Source organism: Paraburkholderia domus (assembly GCF_905220705.1).
Taxonomy (GTDB): domain Bacteria; phylum Pseudomonadota; class Gammaproteobacteria; order Burkholderiales; family Burkholderiaceae; genus Paraburkholderia; species Paraburkholderia domus.
In genome coordinates this window covers 146,543-163,291 of the sequence record NZ_CAJNAT010000002.1, presented here as the reverse complement: position 1 = coordinate 163,291, position 16,749 = coordinate 146,543, and the positions used below count along the sequence as shown (strand labels likewise).

Genomic DNA, 16,749 nt, shown 5'->3' with positions numbered 1-16,749 from the left:
AAGCACCATGCCGAAATTTGCAGCGAATCTCACCATGCTGTTCAACGAAGTCCCGTTTCTCGACCGCTTTGCGGCAGCAGCGGACGCGGGCTTCAACGCCGTCGAATTCCTGTTTCCGTATCCGTATCAGATCGCTGAATTGAGCGAGCGTCTGCAACAGAACCGTTTGAAGCTCGTGCTGCACAACCTGCCCGCGGGCAACTGGGAAGCGGGTGAGCGCGGCATCGCATGCCTGCCGGATCGCGTGGGCGAGTTTCAGGAAGGTGTCGGCCGCGCGATCGAATACGCGACGGCCCTGAAAGTGCCGCAATTGAACTGCCTCGTCGGCATTCCGACGGCGGGCGTCGATGCGGACAAGGCGCGCGCGACGATCGTCGACAACCTGCGCTTCGCCGCGGGCGAACTGAAGAAAGCCGGCATCAAGCTGCTGGTCGAGCCGTGCAATTCGTACGACATCCCCGGCTTCGCGCTGAACCGTTCGGGCGAAGGCCTCGACGTGATTCGCGCAGTGGGTTCGGACAATCTGTTCCTGCAATACGACATCTATCACATGCAACGGATGGAAGGCGAACTCGCGGCGACCATCAAGAAGAATCTGCCGCAGATCGCGCACATCCAGCTCGCCGATAACCCGGGCCGCAACGAACCGGGCACCGGCGAGATCAACTACCCGTTCCTGTTCGACCTGCTCGATTCGCTCGGCTACGAAGGCTACGTCGGTTGCGAATACAAGCCGCGCACGACCACTGCCGCCGGCCTCGGCTGGGTGCAGAGCGTGGCCGGGCAATCCCGCGGCGCAGCCCACGCCGCTGCCTGATCGACTTATCGATCGCATCAGGCATACCCCCAAACAACACTGGAGATTTAGACACATGGCAAAGATCGGTTTCATCGGCCTCGGCATCATGGGCGCGCACATGGCGCGCAACCTCATCAAGGGCGGTCACTCGCTGTTCGTGAATGGCGCGTACCCGGTGCCGGAAGATCTGAGCAAAACGACGACCGTTGTCGCCAATTCGACCGCTGTCGCACAAGCCGCCGACATCGTCATCATCATGGTGCCGGACACGCCTGACGTCGCCAACGTGCTGTTCGCCGACGACGGCGTCGCCGCCGGCCTGACGCAGGGCAAGCTGGTGATCGACATGAGCTCGATCTCGCCGCTCGACACGCAAGCCTTCGCGAAGAAGATCAACGCCCTCGGCGCCGACTACCTCGATGCACCGGTGTCCGGCGGCGAAGTCGGCGCGCGTGAAGCGTCGCTGACGATCATGGTCGGTGGCCCGGAAAAGGCCTTCGCTAAGGCCTTGCCGCTGTTCGAACTGATGGGCAAGAACATCTCGCTGATCGGCGACAACGGCGCGGGTCAAACCTGCAAGGTCGCGAACCAGATCATCGTCGCGCTGAACATCGAAGCCGTTGCAGAAGCATTGCTGTTCGCTTCGCGCTCGGGCGCCGATCCGGAACGTGTGCGCAAGGCATTGATGGGCGGCTTCGCTTCGTCGCGCATCCTCGAAGTGCACGGCGAACGCATGACCAAGCGCAAATTCGATCCGGGCTTCCGCATCGAACTGCACCAGAAGGATCTGAACCTCGCACTGGACGGTGCACGCAAGCTCGGTATCGCCCTGCCGCATACGGCGAGCGCGCAACAACTGTTCAGCGTCTGCGCAGCGAACGGCGGCAAGGCATGGGATCACTCGGCGATGGTCCGTGCACTGGAAATCATGGCGAACTACGAAGTCGCGCAAGCGCCGGATAGCGACGCCAAGGCCGCTTAAGCAGGAACATCGATTGCCAGGATGGTTGCATCGTCAACCTCATGGCAATCGCAGGTGGGGCGCCCGGTTCGTCGTGCAGCATGTACGGCGGACCGGGCAAATCGTGCCGCTCTGGGCTGAGAGCGGCAAGTGGGGTCCGCAGCGGCACCCGGCGGCGCCGGGGAAGCCTTGGTCGGTCAGACGTCGTCGTCGGGTGTCCGGCTGTCGGATTCAAATTTATGCATTTTCCGCCAAACTCTCGCAGCGGGTGCATCATGCACACCGCCTGCCAGCACGTCTCTTTGCAGGTCTCCTCGCACGTGTGCTCGCAAGTCCGCTTGCATTTGCTTGCAACTGAGCGCCCGCGGCGCGACCTTTTTTGACACATCCCTCCCCGCTTTTCTCCTACACTCGTTGAGTCTGGTTGCGGGCGTATCAGCGTTCACGTGCGGCTTGCCGATCATCGCAGCACATGTGCTCTGTTTCATTCGCCCGATTCGCAACCAGAGTTCAACCCGTGAGCGGAATATGCTTGCGCCAGCAACCCATCTGCAAAGGATTCAGAATGAGTATCTTTGGTGACATCGTAAACAAGCTCTTCGGCAAAGCGAAGCCCGACCAGCCTGCGCCTGCGGTTGAGCCGACACCGGATCCGGCAGCGGCGCAAGCTGCCGCCCCGGACGCTGCACCGGCGCCCGCGCCGCTGGCCGACGTCGACGTCGCTGCCGTCATGGACCAGTTCGTGAGTGAGAGCGGGCAAACGTTGAACTGGCGCACGTCGATCGTCGACACGCTGAAAGCGCTCGGCGTCGACAGCAGCCTCGAGCATCGCAAGCAACTCGCACAGGAATTGAAGTACAGCGGCGACACGAACGATTCGGCGAGCATGAACATCTGGCTGCACAAGCAGGTGATGCAAGCGCTGGCGGCGAACGGCGGGAAGCTGCCTGCGGATCTGGCGGGCTAACTGCTAGCCGGCTTCGCCTGGTTTCGCCAATAGCGATAACCGTTAAGCTGAAACGACAACGCGGCGCTCGGGTCGATGACCTTGGCGCCGCGTTGTCATTCAAGCTTCATGTGCGGGACACGGTTCTGACTTTGAACCGGGCCGCCCGCGCTGAATCAATCAATAGGTATCGAAAGTCTTCTGCAACGCAACCGGCCCCGTGCCGCCCGCGGCCAATGCGAGCATCAGCAAAACCCGCGCCTTGTACGGATTCAGCGAACCTGCGCTGACGAAACCGAGCGCATCGTCCGCGGCCGCGCCGTTGCGCATGACGTGGCCTGAGCCCACGCGCGACGCACGCACCACCGCCACGCCTTGCGAGGCTGCGTCGGCCAATGCCTGTTGCATGGAAGCGTGGATCGAGCCATTGCCCGTGCCCGCCACCACGATGCCGCGCACGCCGGCTGCCACCAGGGCATCCACGGCGATCCGCGAGACGCCTGCGTAGCTCACGACAACCTCCACATGCGGCCACTTCGCACCGATCACGAATTCGGTCGCGAGCGTATGCGGGCGCACCACGCTGCGCTGGAATTCGACGCGGCCGTCCTGCACCCAGCCGAGCGCACCGATCTCCGGGGACTGGAAGGCATCGACGGCATACGTGCTCGTCTTGACCACGTCGCGTGCGCTGTGAATCTTGTTGTTGAAGGCCACCAGCACGCCCTGCCCGCGCGAGCCCGCGTTCGCCGCAACCGTCACGGCATTCAGCAGATTCAACGGACCATCGGCGGACAGCGCCGATGCCGGACGCATTGCCGCAGTCAGCACGACCGGCTTGTCCGACTTGATCGTCAGATGCAGTAGATACGCGGTTTCTTCGAGTGTGTCGGTGCCATGCGTGATCACCACGCCGTCGACGTCATCGGCGGCCAGCAGCGTGTTGATGCGTTGCGCGAGCGTGGTCCATAGCGGCATCGCCATGTCTTTGCTGTCGACGCTGGCAATCTGTTCGGGCGCGATCCGCGCGACCGTGGACAAAGCCGGCACCACAGCGAGCAATTGATCGACGCCCACCACACCTGCCTGGTAGCCGGACGTGTTGGTGGCGTCCGCGGCCGCCCCGGCGATCGTGCCGCCGGTTGCCAGCACGGCGATGCGCGGTAGCTGGGGCGTTGCGCCTTCGTCGGAAGGCGTCGCGGAAGAGGAAGTCAGAGTATTCATGGCGGCGATTGTAAGCGATGCGCCGCGCGCCGCCATGCGTGAAAAAACGGATACCCGTTCGTTTTGGGTTCGGGCCCCCGCCTCAAACCGCCTCGCGCAGTTGTGCCGCGATTTCCGCCTCATTCAACTGCGGCGCGAACATCTCGATCAGCCGGTACGCATATGCGCGCAGGAACGCGCCCTTGCGTAAGCCGACCCGTGTCGTGCTCGCCTCGAACAGATGCTGCGTATCGAGCGCTACCAGTTCCGTGTCGCGCTTCGGATCGTAGGCCATGGCCGCGACCACGCCGATACCCATGCCGAGTTCGACGTAAGTCTTGATCACGTCGGCATCGATTGCGGTCAACACGACGTCGGGCAACGCGCCCGCTTTCGCGAACGCCTGGTCGATGTGCGAGCGGCCCGTGAAGTCCTGGTCGTACGTGACGATCGGGAATTCGGCGATCTCGTCGAGCGTCAGATTCTCGCGGCCAACCAGCGGATGGCCCTTGGGCACGACCACGATGTGATGCCACGAATAGCACGGGAACGTGACGATATCCGGGAAGCGGTCGAGCGCCTCCGTCGAAATGCCGATGTCCGCTTCGCCGTTGATGATCATCTGCGCAATCTGTTGCGGGCTGCCCTGGCGTAGCGCCAGATGCACCTTCGGAAACACCTCGGTGAATTGACGGATCACCTTAGGCAACGCGTAACGCGCCTGTGTGTGAGTCGTCGCCACGACGAGGTGGCCGCTGTCCTGATCCGCGTATTGACGCGCGACGCGGCGCAGATTCTCCGCATCGAGCAACATCCGTTCGATCAGCTGATGCACTGCCTTGCCCGGCTCGGTGAGGCCCGTCAGACGCTTGCCGCGCCGGATGAAAATATCGACGCCGAGTTCGTCCTCCAGATCCTTGATCTGTTTCGACACGCCCGACTGCGACGTGTACAACACGTTGGCCACCTCAGTCAGATTCATGTTCTGACGCACGGCCTCGCGCACAAAGCGCAATTGCTGGAAGTTCATCTGTATGTCTCCGGTTCAGCCAGAGTTGAGTTATTAGAGTTTGATCGAAACACCGAGTTTTGTTGCACTACTTGTGGCGCGGCTTGTGCCACGCCTGTAGCCGATTCATTGCGCCGGAAATACGCGCAACGCGCGCGGCACCGCCGTCACGCCATCGCCGATCGCCAATTGCAGATCGCGCCACGATTCGCGATCGAGTTCTGCTTCGAGCACATTGCCCTCGCGGCCCGCCAGCTCCACACGCACCGAGCCGCCGAGCGTCACCACACGCCGCACGTCGACCACAATACCTTCGCGATGGCCCGACGCTTGCGGGTACAACTGCAAATCGTGTGGACGCACATAGGCGAACGCCGGCCCGCTGAAATCGGCCTTGATCGCGACCGGCAGCGCCGCGCCGTCGACCACGAAGCCGCTCGCATCCACCTTGCCATGCAGACGGTTTGCTGCACCGAGAAACTCATAGACGAACGAGGTTTGCGGGTGATCGTACACGTCCTGCGGACTGCCTACCTGCTCCACATGCCCACGATTCAACACGACGATACGATCGGCCACTTCGAGCGCTTCCTCCTGATCGTGCGTAACAAAAATCGTCGAGATATGCAGATCGTCATGCAAACGACGCAGCCAGCTGCGCAGCTCCTTGCGCACCTTGGCATCCAGCGCGCCGAACGGCTCGTCGAGCAGCAGCACCTTCGGTTCGACAGCCAACGCGCGCGCCAAAGCAATCCGCTGCCGCTGACCACCCGACAATTCCGAGGGATACCGTTGTGCGAGCCAGTCGAGTTGCACGAGCTTCAGCAGTTCATGCACCTTCTCGCGAATCACGGCTTCCGACGGCCGCTCCTTACGGGGCTTCACACGCAAGCCGAACGCGACATTCTCGAACACTGTCATGTGACGGAACAGCGCGTAATGCTGGAACACAAAACCGACTTCACGTTCACGCGCGCCGACCGTCGCGACGTCCTGGCCTTGCAGCACGACCTGGCCGCCGTCCGCGTATTCGAGGCCGGCGATGACACGCAGCAAAGTGGTCTTGCCACAACCCGACGGCCCGAGCAGCGCAACCAGTTCACCCGGCGGAAAGTCGAGCGAAACGTTATCGAGCGCGACGAAATCGCCGAAGCGCTTTTGCAGGTTACGAACGGTGATACCCATTACAGCTCTCCTTGCTTGAGCGGGTGTTGCGCCGACACATGCGTCGCATTGACGGACTGTGAAGCAAACTGCGAGGCGGACTGTGGAGCAGACTGTGAAGCGGACGCCAGCGTGACCGGCCCTGCATACGCCGGCACATCGCGCGCGGCCGACAGTTCCGCCGACATATGGCGCTCGGCGAGCAGCTTGAGACCGAGCGTCACAAGTGCAAGCAAAGCCAGCACCGACGCCACGGCAAAGGCCGCCGAGAAGTTGTATTCGTTATAGAGAATTTCGACGTGCAGCGGCATCGTGTCAGTCTGGCCGCGAATGTGGCCGGACACCACCGACACCGCGCCGAACTCGCCCATCGCCCGCGCGTTACACAGAATCACGCCGTACAGCAGGCCCCATTTGACGTTCGGCAACGTGACGCGCCGGAAGATCTGCCAGCCCGATGCGCCGAGCACGTGCGCGGCTTCTTCCTCATCGTTGCCTTGCGCCTGCATCAGCGGAATCAGTTCACGCGCGACGAACGGGAACGTGACGAAGATCGTCGCCAGCACGATGCCCGGCACCGCGAAGATGATCTGCACGTCATGCTCTTGCAGCCACGGGCCGAACCAGCCCTGCGCGCCGAACATCAGCACGTAGATCAACCCGGAAATCACCGGCGAGACCGAAAACGGCAGATCGATCAACGTGGTCAGCAAGGCCTTGCCGCGGAAATCGAACTTGGCGATACACCATGACGCAGCGAGGCCGAACACCAGATTCAGCGGCACCGCGATCGCGGCCGTGATGACGGTGAGCTTGATTGCCGACAACGCATCCGGATCGGCCAGCGATTCCAGATAGAAGCCAATACCTTTGCTCAACGCCTGGTAGAACACGGCGACGAGCGGTACGACCAGGAACAGCGCGAGAAACAGCAACGCGATGCCGGTCAGCATCCAGCGCACGACCGGCGGCTCGGTGACCGGATCGGGCCGGCGCGCGACATTGAGCGGCGCGCGCGGCGCCACGGCAACCGCAGCGGCATCCACGCCATTCAAGGAGTTGCGGCTCATTGCACACCTCCGCCGAGCACTGCCACGCTGGCAACGGCAGGCGCCGGGCCTGCGCCGCCACGGCCTGTCCGACGCTGGAGATACCACTGCAGCGTATTGATCAACAGCAGCATCAGGAACGACACCACCAGCATCACGACTGCGATGGCGGTCGCGCCCGCGTAGTCGTACTGTTCGAGCTTGGTAATGATCAGCAGCGATGTGATTTCCGATTTCATCGGCACGTTACCGGCGATAAAGATCACCGAACCGTACTCGCCGAGCGCCCGCGCGAATGCCAGCGCGAAACCGGTCAACAAGGCGGGGAACACCGCCGGCAGCACCACGCGGCGAAACGTCAGCCAGCGCGAGGCGCCGAGGCACGCAGCGGCCTCTTCCTGCTCGCGTTCGAACTCTTCGAGGACCGGCTGCACGGTCCGCACGACGAACGGCAAACCGATAAAGGTCAGCGCGATCAGCACACCGACCGGCGTAAAAGCGATCTTGATGCCGAGCGGTTCGAGAAACTGCCCGATCCACCCATTGCCTGCGTACACGGCCGCGAGCGAGATGCCCGCCACCGAAGTAGGCAGCGCGAACGGCAAATCGACGACCGCATCCACGATGCGCTTGAACGGGAACGTATAGCGCACCAGCACCCACGCGACCAGAAAACCGAACACCGCGTTGATCAGCGCGCCGCCGAGGGCCGAGAAAAACGTCAGGCGATACGACGCGAGCACGCGCGGCGACGTCACGGCGCGCACGAACTGACTCCAGTCGAGCGTCGCGGTCTTGAGAAAGGTCGCCGCAAGTGGAATCAGCACCACGAGGCTCAAATAAGCCACCGTGATGCCGAGTGTCAGGCCAAAACCGGGCAACGCACTCGGTTTTCGGAAGGTCAACGTCGTCATGCTGGGTACTCTTCAGGGTTGAGGCCGGCGGCTCTTTATCCGGCCGCCTGGCTGGCCAAAAAAGCGCGCCTTGGGGGGCGCGCTTCGTGGCTGGGTGTGACTAGCGCATCTAACTGCGGTATCTAACTTCGGCATCTAACCGCGCATGTCGTCCGACTGAGTGCCCGTTACTGCGGCGAGTAAATCGAATCGAACACCCCGCCGTCGGCAAAGTGCGTCTTCTGCGCGTTCGTCCAGCCGCCGAACGAATCGTCCACCGTGTACAACTTCAGCTTCGGAAACTTCGAGGTCAACTCGGCCGGCACCTTGTTCGAACGCGGACGGTAGAAGTTCCTCGCAGCGATTTCCTGGCCTTGCTCGCTGTACAGGAAGTTCAGATACGCTTCGGCCAGCTTGCGCGTGCCGTGCTTGTCGACCACCTTGTCCACCACCGCAACCGGTGGCTCGGCCAGAATGCTCACCGACGGCACGACGATCTCGAACTTGTCCGGTCCGAACTCCTTCAGCGAGAGGAACGCTTCGTTTTCCCACGCGATCAGCACGTCGCCGATCCCGCGTTGCACGAAGCTCGTGGTCGCGCCACGCGCCCCCGAATCCAGCACGCCGGCATTCTTATAGAGCTTGCCGACAAATTCCTTGGCCTTCTGGTCGTTGCCGCCCGGCTGATGTTCGGCATAGGCCCATGCGGCCAGGTAGTTCCAGCGCGCGCCGCCCGACGTCTTCGGATTCGGCGTGACGATCGACACACCCGGCTTGATCAGATCGTCCCAATCCTTGATCTGCTTCGGGTTGCCCTTGCGCACCAGAAACACGATCGTCGACGTGTATGGCGAAGCGTTGTCCGGCAAACGCTTTTGCCAGCCCTTGTCCAGCAAACCCTTGTTCGCCAGCGCGTCGATATCGTAGGCCAAGGCCAGCGTCACGACGTCCGCCTGCAAACCGTCCAGCACCGAGCGCGCTTGCGCACCCGAGCCGCCGTGCGACTGCTTGAAGGTGATCGTCTCGCCCGTTTTCGCCTTCCATTCCTTGCCGAATGCCTGATTGACGTCCTGATACAACTCGCGTGTCGGGTCGTACGACACGTTCAACAGCGTCGTGTCGGCTGCATGTGCGTGCGTCGTGACGCCGACCGCGGCGATCGTGCCGACTGCGCCGAATGCGAGCGCCGCGATGAGTTTTCTGGTCCTGCCTGCCAGCCCCGTGCCGTGATGGTTCATGTCAACTTTCTCCGCGTTGTGGTCCGCTGAAACAGCGTGTGGTGTTGTTCTACGTCGCGGTCACGTGCACATGAGCGCCAACTCGAAGGGCAGTCTATCGAAGAGCTTTCATCATTAAAAATAATGTTTCTTCATTTTTTAATACGCAAAAGTGGTAATGACGGCCAGATAAGGCGTTGCGGCACGAAAACAGGTGTTAGAGCATCCGTTTACGGCACTGGAACGCCACCCCGGGCCACGAACTTAAAGTAAAGCTTGAATTGCGCGGAATACTGTATAAAAATACAGTCACCTGTTCATACATACAGTGGCGCCATGACCAAACTTACCGCACGACAGCAGCAGGTTTTCGATCTGATTCGCCGGGCCATCGAACGCACCGGCTTTCCGCCCACCCGTGCGGAGATCGCTGCCGAACTGGGTTTCAGCTCGGCTAATTCGGCAGAAGAGCATTTGCGGGCGCTGGCTCGCAAGGGTGTGATCGAGCTCGCGGCCGGCGCATCGCGCGGCATTCGCCTTCTGGCGGGCCCGGAAGATTCGCCATACCAGTTCACGCTGCCGCACGCCAGCATCATGCAACTGTCGCTGCCGCTGATCGGCCGGGTTGCCGCGGGTAGCCCGATCCTCGCGCAGGAACATATCTCGCAGCACTACGCGTGCGACCCGGCACTGTTCTCGAGCAAGCCGGACTATTTGCTGAAGGTACGCGGGCTGTCCATGCGCGACGCAGGCATCTTCGACGGCGACCTGCTCGCGGTGCAGAAGAAAAGCGAAGCCAAAGACGGCCAGATCATCATCGCGCGCCTTGGCGACGACGTGACGGTCAAGCGCCTGAAGCGCCGGCCGAACGGTATCGAGCTGATCGCCGAGAACCCCGATTACGACAACATCTTCGTTGAAACCGGCAGTGCGGAATTCGCGCTCGAGGGTATCGCCGTCGGGCTGATCCGCCCAGGCGAGTTCTAACCATCCCGCTCGCGCGCCAAACCACAGCTGCCCCAACGTTGAATCGCCTGGAGAGACTCATGGAACGCCTTGCAAGCCTGCTGCCTTTTCGCCAGTTCGGTCGTTTGCGCCATCTGCGCAAGCTGGTGCCCTGCTCACTGATCGAGCCGTCCTCGGCCAGTACTCCATCGCTGTTCGACGAACCCGCCGGCATATCGAGCTTGCCGTCTTCATTGCCGGCTTTTGCTCGCGTGTCGTTGAATTCGGGGCTGAATACGGCTGAACCGGCGCGCCGTGCGCCGGTGCGCGTCTATCATGGGCCATCGCGTCTGATCATGGTCGGTACGGTAGACGCTGTATGCCGCATGATCGATCGCTGCATCGCTGACGAAGCCAACGTGCACGGCGCGGTGTTCGAGTCATAAGCGGCACTGCGCGCGCACTGCCGCCGTGCGGTACGCGGCGCAAAGTCTTCTCGCTCCCCGCACGCGCCTCCACAGATATCTAATCGCCAGGGATCGTTTTCGCGTGGCTGCGGTCCACGTTAGATCACACCTGATGGAGAGTCCCACTCGATGTCCGTTTCAACACGCACGAGGCGCAGCGCCACCCGGCCGCTGATCGTCACCTTGATTGTGATTGCGGTGATTGCCGCGTTGGGGTTCGGTTACGCGTCGCCCTACATGGCGCTGAATAATCTCAAACGCGCGGCAGATGCGCGTGATGCGCAAACCGTCAATGAATACGTCGACTTTCCCGCGTTGCGCGAGAGTCTGAAGCAGCAGGTCACCGGCTTGCTCACCCGCCGGATCGACGCGCATGGCAACGGCAATCCGTTCGCGGCGATTGGTGCAATGATCGGCGTGGCCTTGATCGGTCCGCTGGTCGACGCTTATGCGACACCGGACGGCGTGGCGGCATTGCTGAACGGCATGCCGCCGCGCGGTGACCCGGGCGAACGGCCGCCGGCGCCGCCCACCGCCGAAAATACGCCGGCCGCAGCGGCGACTGCACCGGACGCGGCACCGCCCGCTGCCGGCAATACGGCCAACGGCGCAGGTAACAGTGCGAACAGCGCCACGCCACCGCAGCCGCCGCAAACCACGGCGGCCTATCGCGGCCTCAACGAGTTCGTCGTCACTTATCAGCATGGTGCTGGTGACGCGCGTTACTCGGCGATCTTGCGGCGCAAAGGTTTGTTCACGTGGAAACTGGCTGCGGTCAATTTGAACGAGTGATCGTCGGGCGAGCGCCATCGATCTGAGCAAATGAGCGGGCGACGGCTTGACGACTTGACCGGCCTCAGCAAATAGCAGCTTGGCCGAGGTGGTCGCCCTGAACGAGCGACCGCTCGGCTAACCTGGCCCACTCAACCCACTTGCTACCCCCTGCCGTGCATCAAGCTGCAGCTTGCTGCTGCTCCTGCGCGGAAGAGCACGCCACCAGAATGCTGCACGACACCCGGTCGAGCAACGGAGTATTTCCTGCTCCCATCCACCATCGTGACAGACCGGTGCGGCAACGATGGCCGACCACCACGAGGTCGACATGCAATTCGTTGGCGAGGTTGGCGATCTCGTCGATCGGATGGCCAAACGCAAAATGCCCTTGCGCGGTCACGCCGCGTTCGGTAAGCCAGTCGACGCCTTCCTGCAGGATGTCCCTAGCTGTTTTTTCAAAGCTGCCGCAAGCCACGTCGGTTAGCAGGCCCGCGCTTTGCGCAATGCTCGAGCGCATATCGACCACCGACAATAAGTGCGTTTCCGCCTTCAGATCTAACGCCAGGTCGGCGCCGCAACGTAACGCTTTGCGGCCTTCGCGCGAGCCGTCGTAGCACAGCAGGATTTTTTGGTAGCTCGCCATGATTTTTCTCCCATCCCGCGAGGAACGCGGTCTTAATGAATCATGGTGCGCCGCAATTCAGGTTGCAAGGGATGGAAAACGCTAAGTGCGCCCTAAACCGGTGCGTGCTGGATTCGGGGCGGGTTTGGACTGGGTTGGCGTCACCCGTGAGCCCATGCGGCGGCGCAAGAAACGCTGGTCAACGCAGCCGGTGGCGACCAACACATCTGTGCCGATGCCATAGAATGAGCGGCCTTACCGGCCTTTTGCGTCTTTTCCCGGAGCCTCGATCGATCCATGTCTGAAGCCGCCATTGAATTCCATCAGGTTAAGAAAAGCTACGGCGAAAAGACGGTCGTCGACGGACTGTCGTTTCATGTCAACGCCGGCGAATGCTTCGGCCTGCTCGGCCCGAACGGCGCAGGCAAGACCACCACGTTGCGCATGTTGCTCGGCATCGCCGCACCGGATGCCGGCACGATCCGTCTGTGCGGCGAGCCGATTCCTGGCCGCGCGCGCGTGGCGCGAGCGCGTGTCGGCGTCGTGCCGCAATTCGACAATCTCGATCCCGATTTCACGGTCCGCGAAAACCTGCTGGTGTTTGGCCGCTACTTTGGCCTGAGCGCCGCGCAATGCCGCGCGATGGTACCGTCGCTGCTCGAATTCGCGCGCCTCGAGAGCAAGGCGGATGCACGGGTGAGCGAACTGTCGGGCGGCATGAAGCGGCGCCTCACACTGGCTCGCGCGCTCGTCAACGACCCCGACGTACTGATCATGGATGAGCCGACCACCGGCCTCGATCCGCAAGCGCGCCATCTGATCTGGGAGCGGCTGCGCTCGCTGCTCGCACGCGGCAAGACCATCCTGCTGACCACGCACTTCATGGAAGAAGCCGAACGGCTGTGCCATCGCCTCTGCGTGATCGAGGAAGGACGCAAGATCGCCGAAGGCGCGCCGAGCGCGTTGATCGCATCCGAGATCGGCTGCGATGTGATCGAGATCTTCGGACCCGATCCGGTTGCGTTGCGCGATGAGTTGGCGCCGCTCGTCGAGCGCACTGAGATCAGCGGCGAGACGCTCTTCTGCTATGTGAACGACGCCCAGCCGGTGCATACCCGACTCAAGCAACGCGCCGACCTGCGCTATCTGCATCGCCCCGCGAATCTGGAAGACGTGTTCCTGCGTCTGACCGGGCGCGAGATGCAGGACTGACGCGAGTCGATATCCGCTCAGTTCGCCCCCCTCTACAGCTATAACGACACGGCAAAAGACACGCAATGGACGTACGCACTTACGAAACGCACGGCGAGGCACCGTCGAAGCAGGAAATCTTCGCGGCTTTCCCTGCCAATGCCGTGAACTGGATTGCGGTCTGGCGCCGCAATTATCTGGTCTGGAGGAAGCTCGCGATTGCTTCGATGTTCGGCAATCTTGCCGATCCGATGATTTATCTGTTCGGGCTGGGCTTCGGGCTTGGGCTGATGGTCGGGCACGTCGATGGCGTGTCGTATATCGCGTTTCTCGCTGCGGGCACGGTGGCATCGAGCGTGATGATGTCGGCGAGTTTCGAGTCGATGTATTCGGGCTTTTCGCGCATGCATGTACAGCGCACGTGGGAGGCGATCATGCATACGCCGCTGACGCTTGGCGACATCGTGCTCGGCGAGGTGATCTGGGCGGGCAGCAAGTCGATGCTGTCGGGCGCGGCGATCATGCTGGTCGCGGGAGGCCTCGGCTATGCGAATTTTCCGTCGATGCTGCTGGCGTTGCCGGTAATCGTGCTAACGGGGCTCGCGTTTGCGAGTATCGCGATGGTGGTGACGGCGCTCGCTCCGTCGTATGACTTCTTTATGTTTTACCAGACGTTGGCGTTGACGCCGATGTTGCTGTTGTCCGGGGTGTTCTTTCCTGTTTCACAGTTGCCCGCTGCGGCGCGGATCGTGACTGAATTTTTGCCTTTGGCGCATGCTGTCGATCTGATTCGGCCGGCTATGCTTGGGCGGCCTGTCGATGGGGCTGTTTTGCACGTTGCCGTGCTGGGGGTTTATGCGGTGGGTGGGTTTGTTGTTTCGGCGGTTTTGTTTCGGCGCAGGATGATGAAGTAGGGTTTGGAGCCTGCGGCCCGGAGGCTTTTTTCGCGTGGCGAGTGAATGGGCTTTTGGGCTTCGCGGTGCTTGTTTGTCTGTTTGCCTAGGGCGTTGGCCTTTCCTTGATTTGCTAGTGGTCTATTAGCGTTGCCCCTGTGCGGGGCGGCACTTACTTTCTTTGCCGCCGGGCGCAAAGAAAGATAAGCAAAGAAAGCGGCTCACACCGCCAGCTCATAAGCGGGTCCCCCACGCAGTCGCGATAGTGGTGCATCTGGAATCTGTGTCCTCGCACCTTCAGCGTGAGTGACAAAGGGCTCGTCAGCTCCCACTTCGCACTGCGTGCGTCGCGGATGAGTCTGCATGGGAAACCCGGGGCTTCGTCTACGCGTGGTGGGAGCCATCGGCTTCGCCTCGGCGAAGCGCCCATGTATCCCAAAGACGGGTTGCGTAAGCAAATGAAAGTACGAAAACACAGCCCAAACGAAACGCCCACGCGTTACGGTTGCCGTGGCGAGCCACGGCCCTGGCAAAACGCAAGTGCGAGAACGAAACAACCGGTTTTGTGAAGTGCCCTTCGGCGCGCGTAGCGCCGCCGGAAGTATGACGGCCTTGTCGCCAGGGCTGAATGTGCGAGAACACCGATTCCAGATGCACCACTGCCCCCTCCGAGCTAGGGGACCCACTTATGAGCTGGCGGTTTGAGCCGCTTTCTTTTGCCTACTTTTCTTTGCGGCATGCAAAGAAAAGTAGGTGCCGCCCCGCACAGGGGCAACACTAATAGACCAATATCAATTCAAGGAAAGGCCAAAAAGCCAGATCAAGGAAAGCCCAACGCCGTAGGCACACAGAAAAAACCTTCAGCGCTCCGCGCAACCCCACCCTTAATCCTCATCATCCGTCCAGGGAATATCCACATCGGAGATAAAAGCCACCGTTGCAAACGGCCCCCCATCCTGACGCCCGATCTTCCCGTCGGCCCGCTGCCATTCAACCCTGAACACCGTGCCCGGATCATCGGCAATCAACCGGACAGTTCGAACTTCATCCGGATCCGACTCCTCAACAGGCCCGTCGAGCGAAACCTGCAATTCCTGTGGCCACAACCCGTCGGTGGGATCGTAAATCTTGTCGCCGTCCGGAATCAGCGTAAATGCTTCCACACCGATCGTCGCCGATGCTTCGACGATCATCTTGCCCAACGCGCGCAGCAACGCGGTCGCCCGCGCCGAGTTGGCCTGGCGAATTGCAAGATCCCCGCGCGTCAGCGCCTGCTCGAGTTTTGGGTTTGTTTTTTGTTGCGCCATTCGATGTCCTGAGTCCTATCGCTCTGTTGTGGACGGCACGCCCATTCATCACGCACCGCTCTCCATTTTTCGGGCTGAATCCTACCACTGGTGTGGGCCACAGCACCGCTAGCCGTGCAGTAGAGGCCGTACAGACCGCGCCGTCCCCACAGTTTAGGTCGTGATTCGGCGTCCGGCAGGGAGATTTGCCCTTGAATGCGTGTCGCCACGCTTTCGAGCCGGCTTCGGCACTGCAGCATTCGTGGGCTTGGCGCCGCCGATTTCTGCGATCAGGTGGTCGCGGAACGCCTTGACCGACGGCGGCAACTCCCGTCCGGCCATCGTCTGCACCTGAATGCTGCGCTGGCGCATCTGCGGGTGCGTCAGCGGTATCGCCACGAAGCCGTCGCCGGCATAACGGTCACGCACCGACAGCAGGCCCGTGAACATGATCGCCCCGGACTTCTGCGCGTAGCGGTACATCGCGCCGCTATTGTTACTGGTGAGATCGGGCTCGAGCAGCACGCCTTCCAGCGCGCAGGTGATGTCGATCAGCTGCCGAATCGTCGTGCCAGGCTCCGGCAGCACCAGCGGATAGCGCTGCACGTCAGCGAGCGACACTTTCGCGCGCGCGGCCAGCGGATGATCGGCGCGCAGCAGCGCCAGCACCGGTGCCCGCTCGGTGTGTTCGACCTTGACGCCCTTTTCCGGCGCGAGACTGAACGTCAGCGCGAGATCGGCGTCGCCGTTGCACACCCGGCGAGTCGCCTCGCCCGGCGGCATCACGGAGAGCGTGAAGTCGATCCCCGGATAGTGATTGCGGAAAGCCGCCATCGCGCTGGGGAGAAAGTCCGAGGCGAACCCCTCCGAACTGGCGACCTTGACCATGCTGCCGTGCAACGCCTCTAGGCCGCCGATCTCCTTCATCACGTGCTCCGCCTCGAGCAGGCTGCGCTGCGCGTAGACGAGCAGGCGCTCGCCCGCCTCGGAAAGCGACATGCCGCGCGGCCGCCGCTCGAACAGCGTGACGCCGAGATCGCTTTCGAGCCGCGCGATTTGCCGGCTGATCGCCGAAATGGCCACATGCAGCCGCGCCGACGCGTCGCTGATCGAGCCGGTGCGCGCCACTTCAACAAAATAGCGCAGTGCAATGCCGTGTAACGAAAGTGCCATGACCGATGCCTTATGCGAGCGTATGCAACCGTATGCGGGGATGTCCAGCTTTGCCTTTTTGGCAACGCAAGTTTCGAAATACGATCATTGTGACAAAAATAACGGCCTCCTAGAATCGTTTCGAAGCTGATGGCCGCGAACCAGACCGTGCCAAGTA

17 protein-coding genes are annotated in these 16,749 nt (G+C 61.8%); 8 read left to right on the top strand and 9 right to left on the bottom strand.

Annotated elements, in window-relative coordinates; translation table 11 throughout:
• The first annotated feature begins 7 nt into the window (after positions 1-7).
• The 3 genes from hyi (at position 8) to KHO31_RS05890 (ending at position 2,727) form a co-directional block, all read left to right on the top strand.
• The gene (gene hyi / locus KHO31_RS05900; protein WP_201076172.1) at positions 8-817 is read left to right on the top strand and encodes a hydroxypyruvate isomerase; all 810 of its coding nucleotides are present in this window, start codon (positions 8-10) and stop codon (positions 815-817) included.
• Between the two features lie 55 nt (positions 818-872).
• Positions 873-1,781, top strand: coding sequence for a 2-hydroxy-3-oxopropionate reductase (locus tag KHO31_RS05895; RefSeq protein WP_201076174.1), 909 nt, complete (start codon positions 873-875; stop codon positions 1,779-1,781).
• Between the two features lie 544 nt (positions 1,782-2,325).
• Positions 2,326-2,727: a DUF3597 domain-containing protein gene (locus tag KHO31_RS05890; protein WP_201076176.1), complete on the top strand. Its 402-nt coding sequence runs from the start codon at positions 2,326-2,328 to the stop codon at positions 2,725-2,727.
• 159 nt (positions 2,728-2,886) lie between these two features.
• Here KHO31_RS05890 and KHO31_RS05885 read toward each other — a convergent pair whose 3' ends face one another.
• The 6 genes from KHO31_RS05885 to KHO31_RS05860 all read right to left on the bottom strand — a co-directional run bounded on the left by KHO31_RS05885 (position 2,887) and on the right by KHO31_RS05860 (position 9,262).
• The gene (locus KHO31_RS05885; protein ID WP_201085699.1) at positions 2,887-3,930 is read right to left on the bottom strand and encodes an asparaginase; all 1,044 of its coding nucleotides are present in this window, start codon (positions 3,928-3,930) and stop codon (positions 2,887-2,889) included.
• Between the two features lie 82 nt (positions 3,931-4,012).
• Positions 4,013-4,939 carry a CysB family HTH-type transcriptional regulator gene (locus KHO31_RS05880; RefSeq protein WP_074284329.1) on the bottom strand — a complete coding sequence of 309 codons (927 nt, stop codon included), beginning with the start codon at positions 4,937-4,939 and terminating at the stop codon, positions 4,013-4,015.
• A 105-nt stretch (positions 4,940-5,044) separates the two neighbouring features.
• The gene (locus KHO31_RS05875; protein ID WP_120291561.1) at positions 5,045-6,103 is read right to left on the bottom strand and encodes a sulfate/molybdate ABC transporter ATP-binding protein; all 1,059 of its coding nucleotides are present in this window, start codon (positions 6,101-6,103) and stop codon (positions 5,045-5,047) included.
• On the bottom strand, positions 6,103-7,152 hold the full coding sequence (gene cysW / locus KHO31_RS05870; protein WP_211622892.1) for a sulfate ABC transporter permease subunit CysW: 1,050 nt from the start codon (positions 7,150-7,152) through the stop codon (positions 6,103-6,105). The genes KHO31_RS05875 and cysW overlap by 1 nt, the downstream gene beginning before the upstream one ends.
• Complete coding sequence (cysT, locus tag KHO31_RS05865) at positions 7,149-8,045, bottom strand: sulfate ABC transporter permease subunit CysT (RefSeq protein ID WP_201076180.1); 897 nt, start codon at positions 8,043-8,045, stop codon at positions 7,149-7,151. Before cysT ends, cysW begins: the two co-directional genes overlap by 4 nt.
• Before the next feature lie 167 nt (positions 8,046-8,212).
• Positions 8,213-9,262 carry a sulfate ABC transporter substrate-binding protein gene (locus KHO31_RS05860; RefSeq protein WP_201076181.1) on the bottom strand — a complete coding sequence of 350 codons (1,050 nt, stop codon included), beginning with the start codon at positions 9,260-9,262 and terminating at the stop codon, positions 8,213-8,215.
• 315 nt (positions 9,263-9,577) lie between these two features.
• On the opposite strand from KHO31_RS05860, the gene lexA reads away from it, so the two are divergent.
• From lexA to KHO31_RS05845, 3 genes are all read left to right on the top strand, one after another.
• Positions 9,578-10,228: a transcriptional repressor LexA gene (gene lexA / locus KHO31_RS05855; RefSeq protein ID WP_201085698.1), complete on the top strand. Its 651-nt coding sequence runs from the start codon at positions 9,578-9,580 to the stop codon at positions 10,226-10,228.
• A 59-nt stretch (positions 10,229-10,287) separates the two neighbouring features.
• Complete coding sequence (locus tag KHO31_RS05850) at positions 10,288-10,632, top strand: hypothetical protein (protein WP_201085697.1); 345 nt, start codon at positions 10,288-10,290, stop codon at positions 10,630-10,632.
• Between the two features lie 150 nt (positions 10,633-10,782).
• Positions 10,783-11,445: a DUF2939 domain-containing protein gene (locus KHO31_RS05845; protein WP_201085696.1), complete on the top strand. Its 663-nt coding sequence runs from the start codon at positions 10,783-10,785 to the stop codon at positions 11,443-11,445.
• A 160-nt stretch (positions 11,446-11,605) separates the two neighbouring features.
• Here the strand turns inward: KHO31_RS05845 and KHO31_RS05840 are convergent, their stop codons facing one another.
• Positions 11,606-12,070 carry a universal stress protein gene (locus tag KHO31_RS05840; RefSeq protein ID WP_012432786.1) on the bottom strand — a complete coding sequence of 155 codons (465 nt, stop codon included), beginning with the start codon at positions 12,068-12,070 and terminating at the stop codon, positions 11,606-11,608.
• 276 nt (positions 12,071-12,346) lie between these two features.
• On the opposite strand from KHO31_RS05840, the gene nodI reads away from it, so the two are divergent.
• Together nodI and KHO31_RS05830 are read left to right on the top strand one after the other, a co-directional pair.
• A complete protein-coding gene (gene nodI, locus KHO31_RS05835) occupies positions 12,347-13,261 on the top strand; it encodes a nodulation factor ABC transporter ATP-binding protein NodI (protein WP_201076188.1) in 915 nt (304 codons plus the stop codon).
• Between the two features lie 65 nt (positions 13,262-13,326).
• Complete coding sequence (locus KHO31_RS05830) at positions 13,327-14,154, top strand: ABC transporter permease (RefSeq protein WP_201076189.1); 828 nt, start codon at positions 13,327-13,329, stop codon at positions 14,152-14,154.
• Positions 14,155-15,017: 863 nt separating this feature from the next.
• On the opposite strand, the gene KHO31_RS05825 is transcribed toward KHO31_RS05830, so the two are convergent.
• Positions 15,018-15,440 (bottom strand): hypothetical protein, encoded by a 423-nt coding sequence (locus KHO31_RS05825; protein WP_201076190.1) that lies wholly within the window; start codon positions 15,438-15,440, stop codon positions 15,018-15,020.
• A 153-nt stretch (positions 15,441-15,593) separates the two neighbouring features.
• Complete coding sequence (locus tag KHO31_RS05820; protein WP_201076191.1) at positions 15,594-16,592, bottom strand: LysR family transcriptional regulator; 999 nt, start codon at positions 16,590-16,592, stop codon at positions 15,594-15,596.
• Positions 16,593-16,749 lie beyond the last annotated feature (157 nt).

Coding starts and splice junctions, on each gene's coding strand:
- hyi (WP_201076172.1), top strand. CDS start 8: ATGCCGAAATTTGCAGCGAATCTCACCATGCTGTTCAACGAAGTCCCG.
- KHO31_RS05895 (WP_201076174.1), top strand. CDS start 873: ATGGCAAAGATCGGTTTCATCGGCCTCGGCATCATGGGCGCGCACATG.
- KHO31_RS05890 (WP_201076176.1), top strand. CDS start 2,326: ATGAGTATCTTTGGTGACATCGTAAACAAGCTCTTCGGCAAAGCGAAG.
- KHO31_RS05885 (WP_201085699.1), bottom strand. CDS start 3,930: ATGAATACTCTGACTTCCTCTTCCGCGACGCCTTCCGACGAAGGCGCA.
- KHO31_RS05880 (WP_074284329.1), bottom strand. CDS start 4,939: ATGAACTTCCAGCAATTGCGCTTTGTGCGCGAGGCCGTGCGTCAGAAC.
- KHO31_RS05875 (WP_120291561.1), bottom strand. CDS start 6,103: ATGGGTATCACCGTTCGTAACCTGCAAAAGCGCTTCGGCGATTTCGTC.
- cysW (WP_211622892.1), bottom strand. CDS start 7,152: ATGAGCCGCAACTCCTTGAATGGCGTGGATGCCGCTGCGGTTGCCGTG.
- cysT (WP_201076180.1), bottom strand. CDS start 8,045: ATGACGACGTTGACCTTCCGAAAACCGAGTGCGTTGCCCGGTTTTGGC.
- KHO31_RS05860 (WP_201076181.1), bottom strand. CDS start 9,262: ATGAACCATCACGGCACGGGGCTGGCAGGCAGGACCAGAAAACTCATC.
- lexA (WP_201085698.1), top strand. CDS start 9,578: ATGACCAAACTTACCGCACGACAGCAGCAGGTTTTCGATCTGATTCGC.
- KHO31_RS05850 (WP_201085697.1), top strand. CDS start 10,288: ATGGAACGCCTTGCAAGCCTGCTGCCTTTTCGCCAGTTCGGTCGTTTG.
- KHO31_RS05845 (WP_201085696.1), top strand. CDS start 10,783: ATGTCCGTTTCAACACGCACGAGGCGCAGCGCCACCCGGCCGCTGATC.
- KHO31_RS05840 (WP_012432786.1), bottom strand. CDS start 12,070: ATGGCGAGCTACCAAAAAATCCTGCTGTGCTACGACGGCTCGCGCGAA.
- nodI (WP_201076188.1), top strand. CDS start 12,347: ATGTCTGAAGCCGCCATTGAATTCCATCAGGTTAAGAAAAGCTACGGC.
- KHO31_RS05830 (WP_201076189.1), top strand. CDS start 13,327: ATGGACGTACGCACTTACGAAACGCACGGCGAGGCACCGTCGAAGCAG.
- KHO31_RS05825 (WP_201076190.1), bottom strand. CDS start 15,440: ATGGCGCAACAAAAAACAAACCCAAAACTCGAGCAGGCGCTGACGCGC.
- KHO31_RS05820 (WP_201076191.1), bottom strand. CDS start 16,592: ATGGCACTTTCGTTACACGGCATTGCACTGCGCTATTTTGTTGAAGTG.